This window comes from Streptomyces sp. WM6386, assembly GCF_000972385.1.
In the GTDB taxonomy this organism is placed as follows: Bacteria; Actinomycetota; Actinomycetes; order Streptomycetales; family Streptomycetaceae; genus Streptomyces.
The window spans coordinates 94,913-108,610 of the sequence record NZ_JXTE01000005.1; the positions used below are offsets into that span (position 1 = coordinate 94,913).

At 70.1% G+C, this 13,698-nt stretch carries 12 protein-coding genes; 7 read left to right on the plus strand and 5 right to left on the minus strand.

From position 1 onward, the window contains the following. The first annotated feature begins 59 nt into the window (after positions 1-59). Positions 60-917, plus strand: coding sequence for a serine protease (locus TN53_RS04685; RefSeq protein WP_046257056.1), 858 nt, complete (start codon positions 60-62; stop codon positions 915-917). A gap of 113 nt (positions 918-1,030) precedes the next feature. On the opposite strand, the gene TN53_RS04690 is transcribed toward TN53_RS04685, so the two are convergent. Further along, a complete protein-coding gene (locus TN53_RS04690; RefSeq protein ID WP_046257057.1) occupies positions 1,031-1,261 on the minus strand; it encodes a DUF7455 domain-containing protein in 231 nt (76 codons plus the stop codon). Positions 1,262-1,701: 440 nt separating this feature from the next. Here TN53_RS04690 and TN53_RS04695 point away from each other — a divergent pair, with 440 nt between their 5' ends. The 6 genes from TN53_RS04695 (at position 1,702) to TN53_RS04720 (ending at position 8,811) form a co-directional block, all read left to right on the plus strand. After that, positions 1,702-3,822 (plus strand): DNA gyrase/topoisomerase IV subunit B, encoded by a 2,121-nt coding sequence (locus tag TN53_RS04695; protein WP_046257058.1) that lies wholly within the window; start codon positions 1,702-1,704, stop codon positions 3,820-3,822. Positions 3,823-4,236: 414 nt separating this feature from the next. Beyond that, complete coding sequence (locus tag TN53_RS04700) at positions 4,237-4,761, plus strand: DUF1453 family protein (protein ID WP_046257059.1); 525 nt, start codon at positions 4,237-4,239, stop codon at positions 4,759-4,761. Next, entirely contained in the window at positions 4,758-5,909 is a 1,152-nt protein-coding gene (locus TN53_RS04705) for a sensor histidine kinase (RefSeq protein ID WP_046257060.1), read from the plus strand. The genes TN53_RS04700 and TN53_RS04705 overlap by 4 nt, the downstream gene beginning before the upstream one ends. After that, the gene (locus tag TN53_RS04710) at positions 5,906-6,589 is read left to right on the plus strand and encodes a response regulator transcription factor (protein ID WP_046257061.1); all 684 of its coding nucleotides are present in this window, start codon (positions 5,906-5,908) and stop codon (positions 6,587-6,589) included. Before TN53_RS04705 ends, TN53_RS04710 begins: the two co-directional genes overlap by 4 nt. A gap of 69 nt (positions 6,590-6,658) precedes the next feature. After that, complete coding sequence (locus TN53_RS04715) at positions 6,659-7,222, plus strand: DUF485 domain-containing protein (RefSeq protein ID WP_046257062.1); 564 nt, start codon at positions 6,659-6,661, stop codon at positions 7,220-7,222. After that, complete coding sequence (locus TN53_RS04720) at positions 7,219-8,811, plus strand: cation acetate symporter (RefSeq protein WP_046257063.1); 1,593 nt, start codon at positions 7,219-7,221, stop codon at positions 8,809-8,811. Before TN53_RS04715 ends, TN53_RS04720 begins: the two co-directional genes overlap by 4 nt. A gap of 79 nt (positions 8,812-8,890) precedes the next feature. Here TN53_RS04720 and TN53_RS04725 read toward each other — a convergent pair whose 3' ends face one another. The 4 genes from TN53_RS04725 to TN53_RS04740 all read right to left on the minus strand — a co-directional run bounded on the left by TN53_RS04725 (position 8,891) and on the right by TN53_RS04740 (position 13,601). Next, positions 8,891-9,571 carry a response regulator gene (locus TN53_RS04725; RefSeq protein WP_046257064.1) on the minus strand — a complete coding sequence of 227 codons (681 nt, stop codon included), beginning with the start codon at positions 9,569-9,571 and terminating at the stop codon, positions 8,891-8,893. Then, positions 9,571-11,232, minus strand: a complete 1,662-nt coding sequence (locus tag TN53_RS04730; RefSeq protein WP_199924512.1) for a sensor histidine kinase — start codon at positions 11,230-11,232, stop codon at positions 9,571-9,573. The genes TN53_RS04725 and TN53_RS04730 overlap by 1 nt, the downstream gene beginning before the upstream one ends. A gap of 112 nt (positions 11,233-11,344) precedes the next feature. Next, positions 11,345-12,289: a sucrase ferredoxin gene (locus TN53_RS04735; RefSeq protein ID WP_046257066.1), complete on the minus strand. Its 945-nt coding sequence runs from the start codon at positions 12,287-12,289 to the stop codon at positions 11,345-11,347. 58 nt (positions 12,290-12,347) lie between these two features. Continuing rightward, the gene (locus TN53_RS04740) at positions 12,348-13,601 is read right to left on the minus strand and encodes a citrate synthase (protein ID WP_046257067.1); all 1,254 of its coding nucleotides are present in this window, start codon (positions 13,599-13,601) and stop codon (positions 12,348-12,350) included. Between the last annotated feature and the right edge of the window lie 97 nt (positions 13,602-13,698).

The following is a 13,698-nucleotide window of genomic DNA, read 5'->3' on the forward strand; positions in this document are numbered from 1 at the left end:
GTCGCGCCGACGTGGATCACTCTGGGTGTCCCATGACCACCCCAGAGTGAGGATCATGCATGCGTCGTCCATTTGCCCGGGCACTGAACGGGTCGCTGGTCCTGGCGGCCGCGGTGGGTGCCATACCGCTGGTGTCAGCCGCCCCTGTTGCCGCCGACAGCGTCGTCGTCGGCGGGTTTCCCGTCGACATTTCCGAGGGGCCGTGGACCGTGGCGCTGTCCAGCCGTGACCGCTTCGGAGGTACTCGCGCGGGGCAGTTCTGCGGCGGTGTGGCCGTCAGCAGGACCGTCGTGCTCACCGCGGCACACTGTCTGAGTGGGGACGTGCTGGGGGCGCCGCCGAACCGGGTGCGCGATCTCAAGGTCATCGCGGGCCGTACGGACCTGCTCTCGGACCAGGGGCAGGAGATCCCCGTCCGCGACACCTGGGTGAACCCCGGATACGACACGAGCACCAACGCCGGGGACTTCGCGGTCCTCAGACTCGCCGAGCCCCTGGCGAGCAACTCCGTCGTCACGATGGCGCCCGCCGGAGACGCGGCCTACGAGCCAGGGACGGCCGCCATCGTCTACGGCTGGGGTGACGCCACGGGAGGTGGTGACTATGCGCACAGTCTGCGGGCGGCACACGTGCATGTGCTGGCCGACGCCCTCTGTGAGCGGGCCTACCCGGGCGACACCGATGGCACCTATACCGCCGACGCGATGTTGTGCGCCGGGGAGGAGGAGGGTGGTGTCGACGCCTGCCAGGGGGACAGCGGCGGGCCGCTGGTCGCGCAGGGGAAGTTGGTCGGGCTGGTGTCCTGGGGGAGTGGCTGCGGTCGCCCGGGCAGTCCAGGCGTCTATACGCGCTTGTCCGACGTCGTACGGACGCTGGGGTGGGGCAGCGGCCTGCGGGGGCCGCACACGGCCCCCTGACGGAGCCTGAGAGCCATCTGCCGGATACGCGGCGCGGGCGGCCGCCCCTGTTTCAGGGGCGGCCGCCCGCGTGCCGGCCTGTGCCGACGCTGGCTCGTCGTGGACGCGAGGTGTCAGCGTTCTTCTTCGTTGGAGGATGCCGGAACGGTAGTCAGCCGCTCCGTCTCGTCCTGTATCTCAGCGGCGATCTTCTTGAGTTCCGGCTCGAACTTGCGGCCATGGTGGGCGCAGAAGAGCAGTTCACCGCCACTGAGCAGGACGACGCGCAGGTATGCCTGGGCGCCGCAGCGGTCGCAGCGATCGGCGGCCGTCAACGGGCTCGCGGGGGTCAGAACAGTAGTCACGTCGCCTCTTCTCTAGCTCGACGAGCTGTCGTACCAGGGTCAACATCCAACCAGCCCCAAAACGTTCCCGCTCAGGGCTTCTCCTCGAAAAAAATCTTCGAGTCCGGCTGTCTGCTGCCGGTTGGCGGCGAATGTGCCGTATTGCGTGTCTATGTGTCTTACGGGTTCGCTCTTGTTGTCAATGTCCGTCCTCCCGGCTGGGTTGCCGGTTGTTCATGAGGACGTGCCCGGAGCCTAAATGGTTCATGCCTCGAAGGGAACGTGATATGTACTTCACTCCATCGAGGGATCGAACACGTATGCGACTCTGGACTATCGTGAGTTCAGGTGAGGGTGGCGTTACAACGGCTCTACCAGGCCTCGGTACCCTCTTGGCGGCGACCGAAGCCGCGCCCTTACCCACAAGGGCCACATCTGAAATTCAGCGAGGAGCGAACCGCGTGACCGCCGAGACGTCCGTGCCGTCCACAGCGCTGCTGGCAGGAGCAGACCGGGACGGTTCCAACTACACCGCGCGGCACCTCCTCGTCCTCGAGGGGCTCGAGGCCGTGCGCAAGCGCCCGGGTATGTATATCGGCTCGACCGACAGTCGAGGCCTGATGCACTGCCTCTGGGAGATCATCGACAACTCCGTGGACGAGGCCCTCGGGGGCTACTGCGACCACATCGAGGTCATCCTGCACGATGACGCCTCGGTGGAGGTCCGGGACAACGGCCGGGGCATCCCGGTCGATGTCGAGCCCAAGACCGGCCTGTCCGGCGTCGAGGTCGTCATGACCAAGCTGCACGCCGGCGGCAAGTTCGGCGGAGGGTCGTACGCGGCCTCCGGCGGCCTGCACGGCGTCGGTGCCTCCGTGGTGAACGCCCTGTCCGCGCGGCTGGACGTCGAGGTGGACCGCGCCGGGAACACGCACGCGATCAGCTTCCGGCGCGGCGTACCCGGTGCCTTCGCCGCAGTCGGTCCCGACGCCAAGTTCGAGACCGGCGGACTGCGCAAGACCAAGCGGGTCCCCAAGACCCGCACCGGTACGCGCGTGCGGTACTGGGCCGACCGGCAGATCTTCCTCAAGGACGCCAAGCTGTCCTTGGAGAACCTCCACCAGCGTGCCCGTCAGACCGCGTTCCTGGTGCCGGGGCTGACCATCGTCGTCCGTGACGAGTTCGGTCTCGGCGAGGGCGGCAGCAAGGGAGAGGAGTCCTTCCGCTTCGACGGCGGCATCAGCGAGTTCTGCGAATACCTCGCCACCGACAAGGCGGTTTGCGACGTCCTCCGTTTCTCCGGCCAGGGCACCTTCAAGGAGACCGTGCCGGTCCTGGACGAGCATGGACAGATGACGCCCACCCAGGTCACCCGGGAGCTCGACGTCGACGTCGCCATGCGCTGGGGCACGGGCTACGACACGACCCTCAAGTCGTTCGTGAACATCATCGCCACCCCCAAGGGCGGCACTCACGTCGCGGGCTTCGAGACCGCCGTGGCCAGCACAATGAACGAGGTGCTGCGCGGCAAGAAACTGCTCCGCGTCGCCGAGGACGACATCGTCAAGGACGACGCCCTGGAGGGCCTTACGGCGGTGGTGACGGTGCGACTGGCCGAACCGCAGTTCGAGGGTCAGACGAAGGAGGTCCTCGGCACCTCGGCGGCCCGCCGCATCGTGAACACCGTGATCGCCAAGGAGCTCAAGGCGTTCCTGACGTCCACGAAGCGGGACGCGGCGGCACAGGCCCGGGTCGTCATGGAGAAGGCGGTCGCTGCCGCACGCACGCGTATCGCGGCCCGCCAGCACAAGGACGCGCAGCGCCGGAAGACGGCCCTGGAGTCCTCGTCGCTGCCTGCCAAGCTCGCCGACTGCCGCAGCGACGACGTCGACCGCAGCGAGCTGTTCATCGTCGAGGGAGACTCCGCGCTCGGTACGGCGAAGCTGGCCCGGAACTCCGAGTTCCAGGCGCTGCTGCCGATCCGCGGCAAGATCCTCAACGTCCAGAAGTCGTCCGTGACCGACATGCTCAAGAACGCCGAGTGCGGTGCGATCATCCAGGTCATAGGAGCGGGGTCGGGCCGGACCTTCGACATCGACGCGGCCCGCTACGGCAAGATCATCATGATGACCGACGCCGATGTGGACGGCTCGCACATCCGGACCCTGCTGCTGACGCTGTTCCAGCGCTACATGCGGCCGATGATCGAGGCGGGCCGGGTGTTCGCGGCGGTGCCGCCGCTGCACCGCGTCGAGCTCGTCCAGCCCAAGAAGGGGCAGGACAAGTACGTCTACACGTACTCGGACCGAGAGCTGCGCGACAAGCTCATGGAGTTCCAGACGAAGGGCGTTCGGTACAAGGACTCCATCCAGCGGTACAAGGGCCTCGGTGAGATGGACGCCGACCAGCTGGCCGAGACGACGATGGACCCTCGCCACCGCACTCTGCGACGCATCACCCTCTCCGACCTGGAGGCCGCCGAGCAGGTCTTCGACCTCCTGATGGGCAATGATGTGGCGCCGCGCAAGGAGTTCATCTCCAGCTCGGCGGCGACGCTGGACCGCTCGCGCATCGACGCGTAACGCTGGGCTTGGGCCGGGAACCCGGACCGGCGATGCCGGAGCGGGCCCCGGCCGGGCTTGGCGAGGCCGGGCCGAGGGGCGCGGCTGCGCTGGGAGTGGTCGCCCAGGGCTGGCGACGTCGCCGAGCTCGGTCTGGGTGTGTCCGAGGTGTGCCTTTGGTTCATCGAGAGGCGCACGGGCGCTTCCGGCTGGGCGCGAGGCGACGGGAACGGTCGGTGTCGGCCGACGTCGGGTCGCCCGCCTACGAATGGCTCGCGGCAGCGTCTCTCCACCCGTGGGTGGACGCCGCCGCTCTCGCGGATCCACCCACGATCCACCCCTGATCCGATCTTCTGACCTGCGAATTTCCGTAGCTTCGAAGGCGTCGGCAGCGCCCGCTGCCGGCACTGACCTTCTTTGCTCACGGAGGCTCTGATGTCCGGGCTGGTCGACGCGTTTCTGATCGTGGCCGTGGTCGCCCTGGTGATCGCGCGCCAGTTCCGCGCGCAGCAGATCGACGCGGGTCGGCGCTGGTGGCTGCTGCCCGTCGTTCTGGGCGTCGTGGCGCTGCGCGAGCCCGGCATCGTCGATGCCCATCACCACACGGCGTCGGTCGTCCTGCTCACCGCCGAGCTGCTCATCGGTCTGGCCACCGGAGCCGCCTGGGCCTGGACCACCCGCATATGGACGGAGCCGGACGGAGCCGTGTGGAGCAAGAGCACCAAGGCGAGCGGCATGGTCTGGTTCGTCGGCATAGCCCTCCGCGTCGGCCTCTACGCCCTGGGTGCCGCACTGGGCGTCCACCAGGAGTCGTCCGCCCTGCTCCTCGCCCTGGCAGCCACGCTGCTCGTCCGCTCGGGGATCCTCGCCCTTCGTGCTCAGTCCCTGCACACGGCTCCCGCACAAGGCGCGGCGTACGGTGACGGCATGCCCCGGCCCGCATGGAAGGAGCGTGTGTGACGGAGAACGCCTGGACACGCTGGCCTTCCCGGGAGGCGCTGGGCCGTGACGGCGCCGCGCGATCCCGACGGCTGATCGGCCGGGTCGTGCGGCTGTTGGTGATCGGCATGCTGCTGTGGGGTGCGTACGACAGGACTCACGTCCATGGATGGGGCGTGGTCGGGGCCGTTGCGGGAGTTCTGCTGACCGCCTTCGTCGCCTGGGCGTTCTGGCGCGCCACGCTCGCGCACCGGCTCCTGCCGTCGCTCGCGCTCATCGCCGTGCTGGTGGGGATCGCGGTCGTGTGGCAGGCCGCCGACTTCACAACGGTGGCTCTCGTCATCTGGTGCGGTTGTGCCATCAGCGCCCTGGAGCGGCTGACCCTCGTTGCCGCGCTGCCCGTGACGGCGGTCTCCCTCGCGGCCTTCGCCGCGATGAACAACGACGTGTGGCTGACGACCGCGGTGACGGCGGCCGGACTGGCGCTCGCCGGCTATACCCTGCGCCTCGACGCCGAAGCCCGTGGCAACGCCCAGCGGCTGCTGGCGCAGGAGCGGGCCGCGCGGGTGGCGGAGGCGGAGTCGGCGGCCCTCGCGGAACGGGCCCGCATCGCACGGGAGATCCACGACGTGCTGGCGCACAGCCTCTCGGCGCAGCTCGTGCATCTGGAGGCCGCCCGGCTTCTGATCGAGCGGGGCGTCGACCGGGAGCAGATCCTCGAGCGGGTCGTGGCGGCACGGGGGATGGCGCGGGACGGGCTTGCCGAGACCCGGCAGGCTCTCTCGGCGCTGCGCGGTGATCTGACGCCGCTGGAGGACTTCCTGGCCCAGCTCGTGGAGACGACCGCCGATGCCGAGGTCACCATTACGGGTGAGCGCAGGGGCCTGTCGGCCGAAGCCTCGCAGGCTGTCCGCAGGGTGGCCCAGGAGGCGCTGACCAATGTCCGCAAGCACGCTCCGGGCGCCAAGGTGCGGCTGAGGCTGGACTACGGCGAACATCAAGTGACCCTGGGCGTACAGGACTCGGGAGGATCGCCGGGTGAACTCACCGCTGTGGGGGCCGGGTACGGTCTGCTGGGTATGCGGGAGCGTGCCGAACTGCTCGGCGGTTCGCTGGAGGCCGGGCCGGACGAGGAGGGGTTCGTGGTGACGCTGAAGGTGCCCGTATGACGGAGGAGGTCCAGGGCAGGACCGCGCGGGTGGTGGTCGCTGACGACCAGACCGTCGTCCGGGAGGGCATCGTGATGCTGCTCGGATTGCTGCCCGGCGTCGAGGTCGTCGGCGCGGCAGGAGACGGGCACGAGGCGGTGCGGCTCGTGGCCGAACTCGCCCCGGACGTGGTGCTGATGGACCTGCGTATGCCCCGTTGTGACGGCGTGGAGGCGACCCGGCGGATCCGGACCGAGCACCCCGGTACCCAGGTGGCGGTGCTCACCACGTACGCGGACGACGAGTCGCTGTTCCCGGCGCTGCGAGCCGGTGCGCGCGGCTATCTGACGAAGGACGCGGGAGGGGACGAGATCGTCAGGGCGGTGCACAGTGTGCTGTCCGGGGACGCCGGGCTGTCGCCGAGCATCCAGCGGCGGTTGCTGGAGCGGTTGTCGGACCCCGTGCCGCAGTCGGCCGAGCCGGTGGAGGCGCCGGACGGGCTCACGGGGCGGGAGACCGAGGTGCTGGTGCTGATCGCCGATGGGCTCAGCAACCAGGAGATCGCCAGAAGACTTCATGTCTCCACCGCGACCGTGAAGACGCACATCAACAACCTGTTCGCCAAGACAGGGCTCAAGGACCGGGCGCAGGCGGTGCGTTACGCGTATGCGAAGGGACTTGTGCGGCCTCCGGCGGGTTGAGTCACCTGATGGGGTGAAGCGCGAGGGGAAGAAGAGTCGGGGATCTTCCCGTTCTGTCCATCCTTGGGCATGCAGTCAAGCAACGGTCGTCCCCGCGACGGCGGGGGTGGTCCCGAAAGTGCGGCCGAACACCACGACGGTCGTGACCCGGCACTCGCCGAGGCGCCCGAAGCCGTGAGGTACGAGGACCCCTGGTACGACGCACTCGCCTCCGGCTGGGGCGAGTTGGGCGGTGCCGGTGCGCCTGTGCCGTTGCCCGTTGCTCAGGCCGGGCGGGCGCAGCGGGAGGAGGAGGCGGCGGCTGCGGACGTGTACCTCCAGGTGCAGGGCAGTGCGGCCTTCCAGGAGGTGCGCGGCCGGTACCGGAGGTTCGTCGTGCCGGCGTGCGTCGTGTTCTTCGGCTGGTATGTGGGGTACGTCGTGACCGCGACGACCGCGCCCGGGTTGATGGCACGGCCGGTGGCGGGTGCGGTGAACGTGGCGATGGTCGCTGGGCTGGGGCAGTTCCTCACCACCTTCCTGCTGACGTGGGCGTACGCCCGGCACGCGCGGCTGCGCAGGGATCGGGCGGCACTGGAGCTGCGTTGGGACACCCAGGAGCTGACACGGGGCATCCGGGGCGGTGCTTCGTGACGGGCAATCATCAGACGCTGGCGTTACTGCTGTTCAGCGCGTTCGTCGCGGTCACGCTGGCGATCACGACGTGGGTGAGCCGCAACCGGCATGGTTCGGCGGAGGAGTTCTACGCGGGGGGTCGCCTTTTCTCACCGATGGAGAATGGTTTTGCCATCGCGGGCGACTACATGTCGGCGGCATCCTTCCTGGGCATCTCCGGTCTCATCGCGCTCTTCGGGTACGACGGGATGCTGTACTCGGTGGGCTTTCTCGTGGCGTGGCTGGTGGTGCTGTTCCTGGTCGCCGAACTGGTGCGCAACTGCGGGCGGTTCACGCTGGCCGACGTGGTGGCGGCGCGGATGCGTGAGCGGCCGGTGCGGATCGCGGCGGGAACTTCCTCGGTCACGGTGTCCGTTCTGTATCTGGTGGCGCAGATGGTGGGCGCGGGGAGTCTGGTCGCCCTGCTGCTCGGTGGTACCAGCGAGGCCGCGCAGACCTGGACGGTCATCGGGGTCGGCGCGCTCATGGTGATCTATGTGTCGTTGGGAGGGATGCGGGCCACCACATGGATTCAGATCGTGAAGGCGGTCCTGCTCCTCAGCGGCACGATCGTGTTGACCGTGCTCGTTCTGGTGCGGTTCCACGGCAATTTCGACCAGCTGTTGCTCACCGCGGCCGAACGCAGCGGGCACGGCGAGAAGTTCCTGGCACCCGGGCTCAAGTACGGCGAGGACTGGACCGCACGCTTCGACTTCATGAGCCTGGGACTCGCGCTCGTCCTGGGCACGGCGGGGCTGCCGCACATCCTCTCGCGCTTCTACACCGTGCCCACGGCGCGGGCCGCACGCCGTTCGGTGGTCTGGTCGATCGGGCTCATCGGCGGCTTCTATCTGATGACGATCGTCCTCGGTTTCGGGGCGGCCGCGATCGTGGGGCCGGAAGCCGTGCGCGGGTCCAACGCGGCCGGGAACACGGCCGTACCCCTGCTCGCCCTCGACCTGGGCGGAGGCACGGACTCCACAGGCGGAACGGTTCTGTTCGCGATCGTCGCCGCCATCGCCTTCGCCACGATCCTCGCGGTCGTCGCCGGGGTCACCCTCGCCTCCTCCGCATCCGTGGCTCACGACCTGTACGCGTCGCTGCGGCGGCCGAACGCGAAGCCCCGCAGCGAGGTCGCCGTGGCGCGCGTCGCCGCCGTCGGTATCGGCGTGGTGGCGATCGGGCTCGGCCTCCTGGCCCGCGACCTCAACGTCGCCTTCCTGGTCGGGCTCGCCTTCGCGGTCGCCGCGTCCGCCAATCTGCCTGTGCTGCTCTACTCGCTGTTCTGGCGCGGCTTCACCACTCGGGGCGCGGTGTGGGCGGTGTACGGCGGGCTGATCCCGGCCGTGGTGCTCGTGCTGCTGTCGCCGGTGGTGTCGGGAAGCCCCGCGTCCCTGTTCCCGGGGGTCGACTTCCAGGTCTTCCCGTTGCAGAACCCCGGCCTCGTCTCGATCCCGCTGGGCTTCGTCGCCGGCTGGCTCGGGACGGTCACCTCGGCGGAGGTGGCGGACGAGGCCAAGCACGCGGAGACCGAGGTGCGGTCGCTCACGGGGGCGGGAGCCGCCTAGGTCGTCGAGACGACGACGGGGTGACATCCGTAAGAGGGGAGGGCACGGTTCCCTTCCCCCGCCCCCACGGGCCGTGCCCTCAGGCGCGGGTCGCCCACACGTAACGGTGTTCCGGGCGGCCCGCGTCGCCGTATTTGAGGGTGAGACGGGCGCGTCCCGTGCGTTCCAGGAGCTTCAGATAACGCTGTGCGGTCTGGCGGCTCACTCCGGTCCGTTCGGCGATCTCCTGGGCCGACAGGGGCCCTTCGGCGTTCATCAGGGACTGCCGTACGAGCTCCGCGGTCGTGGGGGAGTGGCCCTTGGGCAGGTCCGGCTCCGACGGCGCCGACAGGGCGCCGAAGATGCGGTCCACCTCGGCCTGTTCCGCCTCGCCGCCGCCGTCGAGGGTGCGGCGCAGCTCCGCGTACGCCTCCAGCTTGGCGCGCAGTCCCGCGAAGGCGAACGGCTTGACCAGGTACTGCAGCGCGCCCTGCCGCATCGCAGCCTGCACGGTGGTGATGTCCCGGGCCGCCGTCACCATGATCACGTCGGTCTGGTGGCCGCGGCGGCGCATCTCCTGGACGACCGACAGACCCGTCTCGTCGGGCAGGTAGTGGTCCATGAGGACCAGGTCGAGCCGGGGCAGCAGCTCCACCTGGCGCAGCGCCTCCGCCGCGCTGTGCGCCTCGCCCGCCACATGGAAGCCCGGCACCTTCTCCACATAGGCGGCGTTGACTCGCGCAACACGTGTGTCGTCGTCCACGACAAGGACCTCGATCATCACGACTCCTCCTCGACGACTGTGGGTACGGTGAGCGCCGGTTCCAGGTCGGGGCCCGCCAGTGCCTCCGGCAGGACGACGGTGAACTCCGCACCCCCGCCGTCGGCCTCGGTCACGGTCGCGCTGCCGCCCTGGCGCTCGGCCAGCCTGCGCACCAGTGAGAGCCCGATGCCGCGCTTGCCGTGTGCCGGCGGCTTCTTCGTGGACCAGCCCTCGGTGAAGACCAGTTCACGGTGTTCCGCGGGGATCCCCGGCCCCGTGTCACGCACTCTGAGGACGGCGGTACGTCCCTCGGCGCGCAACTCGACCTCCACGCGCGCGTGCGGTTTGCCCGCGACGGCGTCCAGCGCGTTGTCCACCAGGTTGCCGACGACCGTGACGATGCCGCGGGGATCGATCAGCTGATCGGGAAGCCAGGTCCGGTCCGAGATCCACAGCGCGACCGCGCGCTCCGCCGCGACGGTCGCCTTGCCGACCAGCAGGGCCGCGAGCAGCGGGTCCCTGATCTTCTCGGTGACCTGCTCCGCGGTGGCGCGATGGTCGCCGACCACCTCTCCGACGAACTCCACGGCGTCGTCGTACATCTCCAGTTCGAGCAGGCCGAGGACCGTGTGCATCCGGTTGGCGTGCTCGTGGTCCTGGGCGCGCAGGGCGTCGATCAGACCGCGCGTCGAATCGAGCTCCCGGCCCAACTGCTCCAGTTCGGTACGGTCGCGCAGGGTGGCGACGGCGCCGCCGTCGTCGGTGGGCATGCGGTTGGCGATCAGGACCCGCTGGCCGCGCACAGTGAGCAGATCGGTGCCGGTCACCCGGCCGGCCAGTACGTCGGTCGTACGGCCCTCGCCGAGCGCCTCGTCCAGAGAGCGGCCGACGGCCTCGTCGCCGATGCCGAGCAGGCGTCGCGCCTCGTCGTTGAGGAGGCGGATACGACCGCTGCGGTCCAGAGCGACGACGCCCTCCCTGATGCCGTGCAGCATCGCCTCGCGCTCCGCGAGCAGCGCCGAGATGTCGGAGAAGGCCAGGTCACGGGTCTGCCGCTGGACCCGCCGGGAGATGAGCCAGGCGGCAAGCGCGCCGACGGCCAGGGCACCGCCCGCGTAGGCGAGCAGCCCCGGGATCGCGTGGATCAGCCGGGCCCGCACGCTGTCGTACGCGATGCCCACCGAGACCGCGCCGATGATGTCGCCGTCGCTGTCGCGCAACGGCACCTTGCCGCGGGCCGAGCGGCCCAGGGTGCCGTCGTCGATCTCCATGACCTGCTCGCCGGCCAGCGCCCGCGCGGGGTCGGTGGAAACGATCCCGCCGATCTGCTGCCGGTCGGTGTGCGACCAGCGCACGCCCCTGGTGTTCATGATCACGACGTACTCGGCCTCGGTGGCCTTCCGGATCCGCTCGGCCTCCACCTGCACCGGTCCGTTCACCGACGGCGAGGTGCTCTGCAGGTCCTTCGCGATCTGCGGCTGCTCGGCGGTTGTCTGCGCGATCGCGAGGGCCCTGCGCATCGCCTGGTCGTCCAGCTGGTCGCTCAGCGGCGCGAGGAAGAGCCCGGTCGCGAGCACCGTGACCCCCGCGGCGATCGCGAGCTGCATCAGCAGCAGCTGCGAGAACATCCGCCGCGGCAGACCGAGGCGGAGGCGTCGTGCGGGGGGAGTGGGGCTCATACCCATGACGGTACGCGGACGGGTACGAGCTGCCGTAGGGGTGTGGCGTGGATCTCTTGATCAATACATGGAGGCCGTACGACCGTCACCGCACGGAAGCCGTACGCCCAGGTCAGCTCGCGAGCGCTGTCGACGTTGACAGCTCGCGCACCGCCACCACGTCCATCCGCGCGGGCGAGCCCAGCACCGACGTCCCGCAGCTCTCCGCGCGGGGCGGCTGGGACGCGCTCTGGGCCACGGCGACCCGCCAGTGGCGCCCGTCGACGTGCGCGACGGTCACCTCCCAGCGCGGTGCCGCGCCATCCATCCGTACGACGCTCAGCGCGTCCGCCGTGTACTCGCCCGCCACCGTGCGCACCGCCAGCTCCGCCGCCTGGCCGGGCCGCTCCCAGGCCGAGCCTCCGCGGCAGCCCTCCACGACGATCCGTCCGTCCTGGACGCTGTGCAGGATCTCCTTGACGGCATGGGCCCCGACCCGGCCGTACGCGTAGCCGTACGGCAGGACGAGCAGCGTCGGCGAGAAGCGATGTCCACCCAGATGGGTGACCTCCCAGACCCCCTCGACCCCGGACGCGGACAGCTCGGCGGCCAGGGGCCGGCCGAGGAGCGCGCAGCAGCGGTCACGCTTGCCGTTCGTGCAGACGAGCGTGAGCGGGTCACCTGTGTGGGGCCGTCCGTCGAGCGCCGAGCCGAAGCTCTGGTGGTCACCGGCGCCCAGTGCGGCGAAGTCGAGATCGAGCAGGCGCCGCGGGTCGCCGACCTCGGCGCTGTGCAGCCAGACGTGCCCGGGAGCCGTGTGGGACGCGTACACCCGGCGCACGGACGGCGTACCGCAGTCCGCGTGCCGCCCGGGGCGGCGGATGAGCGCGATCCGTACGCCCGTGCCCTTCGCCGCCCGCTCCAGGGCGCGGCCGAGCGAGGGGTCCAGATGACTCGAGGTGAGCGCATGAGCGCCCCACGGACCGGGCTGTTCGAGGAGCAGCCAGGTCTTCGCGGTCGCCGCGGTCCCGGAAATGGGCTCGTCGAGGTCGCGGGAGACGGATACACACGTACTCACAGAGGTGAGCCTAACCTGACTTGGCTCGGGGCGACTTCCGGCGGGTGCCGGTGTCCCGCTATGGCAGCGCTTGAGGTGGCTTGGTGCCTACGTAGAGACCGCTCGGTCGCATGCGCAGCGGGCGCTCCCCGTACTCCTCCAGGGTGTGGGCGATCCAGCCCGCCGTACGGGCGACAGCGAAGATCGTCTCGCCGGCCGTGGCGGGCATCCCGGAGGAAACGGTGAGCACGGCGAGGGCCAGGTCCACGTTGGCGTGCAGCGGGGTGTGGCGGGCGGTGGTGGCCACCACGTCGCGGGCCGCGGCGAGGGCGGGCGCGGCGCGGGGGATCTCCTCCAGGAGGTCGAACAGGGCACGCGCGCGTGGATCCTCGCCCGGGTAGAGGCGGTGGCCCAGTCCCGGAATGCGGCGTCCGGCCCGCAGCTCGTCCGCGATCACGGGGCCCGCGTCGCCGCGGTCGAGCACGTCCAGCAGCAGCCGGTGGGCGAGCCCGCTGGCCGCGCCGTGCAGCGGGCCCTCGAGCACGCCGAGTCCGGCGGAGACGGCCGCGTAGGCGTGTGCGCGGGCCGAGGCGGCGACCCGCACGGCGAGGGTGGAGGCGGCCAGGTCGTGGTCGACGAGCAGGCCCAGGGCGGTGTCCAGGGCGCGCAGGGACGCCTCGTCGGGCTTGCGCGCGCTGAGCCGCGCCCAGAGGCGCTCGGCCAGCGAGCCCTCGTCACGGTGGCCGATCCGCACCGGTGGCAGGGCGGCGACGAGGGTGGGGATGAGGATGCGCGCGGTGCCCAGCACAGCGCTCTCGGACAGGTCGAAGCGCAGCGGGTCCGCGGTCGCGGCGGCGATCGCCGCGACCCGCAACCGGTCGGTGGGCGAGGTGTGTTCGGGCAGTGCGTCGACGGCTCGTCGAGCGACGGAGACGGAGGTGTCGGGGGCCGTGAAGGCCGCGCCGGGAAGCATCCGCCCCGTCCACAGCCACTCGGCGATCTCCTCGTAGGAATGGCGCGCGGCCAGTTCAGTCGCGTCGACGCCCCGGAAGTAGTACCGGTCCGTGTCGATGAGCGTGATGCGGGTCCGCACGGACAGCTCGCCGCCGGAGCCCGAACTCCCGCCGCTGTCCCGCCTGTTGCGCCGGGCGAGCGCCTGTACCTCCTTGGCGTCGAAGGTGCTGCCGCGGCCGCCGGGCACACGTCGGCTGCCGAGCTGACCGCGGCTCACATAGGCGTAGACGGTCTCGGGCTTCACGCCGAGCAGCTCGGCGGCCTCCTTGGTGGTCAGCCGCCGTCCCTCGAGGTCGGGAACGGGTTCGTGATCGCTCATGAGGTCACCGTATCGGCGTTGAGTTCATATTGATTCAATCAATATTGACAGTAGTTAAGTCAATCATGGACAGTTGAATCAAGTCCAGGGAGGAAAC

Excerpts from the sequence above, each read along its gene's own strand:
- TN53_RS04685 (WP_046257056.1), top strand. The coding sequence starts at position 60 with ATGCGTCGTCCATTTGCCCGGGCACTGAACGGGTCGCTGGTCCTGGCG.
- TN53_RS04700 (WP_046257059.1), top strand. The coding sequence starts at position 4,237 with ATGTCCGGGCTGGTCGACGCGTTTCTGATCGTGGCCGTGGTCGCCCTG.
- TN53_RS04710 (WP_046257061.1), top strand. The coding sequence starts at position 5,906 with ATGACGGAGGAGGTCCAGGGCAGGACCGCGCGGGTGGTGGTCGCTGAC.
- TN53_RS04715 (WP_046257062.1), top strand. The coding sequence starts at position 6,659 with ATGCAGTCAAGCAACGGTCGTCCCCGCGACGGCGGGGGTGGTCCCGAA.
- TN53_RS04725 (WP_046257064.1), bottom strand. The coding sequence starts at position 9,571 with ATGATCGAGGTCCTTGTCGTGGACGACGACACACGTGTTGCGCGAGTC.
- TN53_RS04730 (WP_199924512.1), bottom strand. The coding sequence starts at position 11,232 with ATGAGCCCCACTCCCCCCGCACGACGCCTCCGCCTCGGTCTGCCGCGG.
- TN53_RS04740 (WP_046257067.1), bottom strand. The coding sequence starts at position 13,601 with ATGAGCGATCACGAACCCGTTCCCGACCTCGAGGGACGGCGGCTGACC.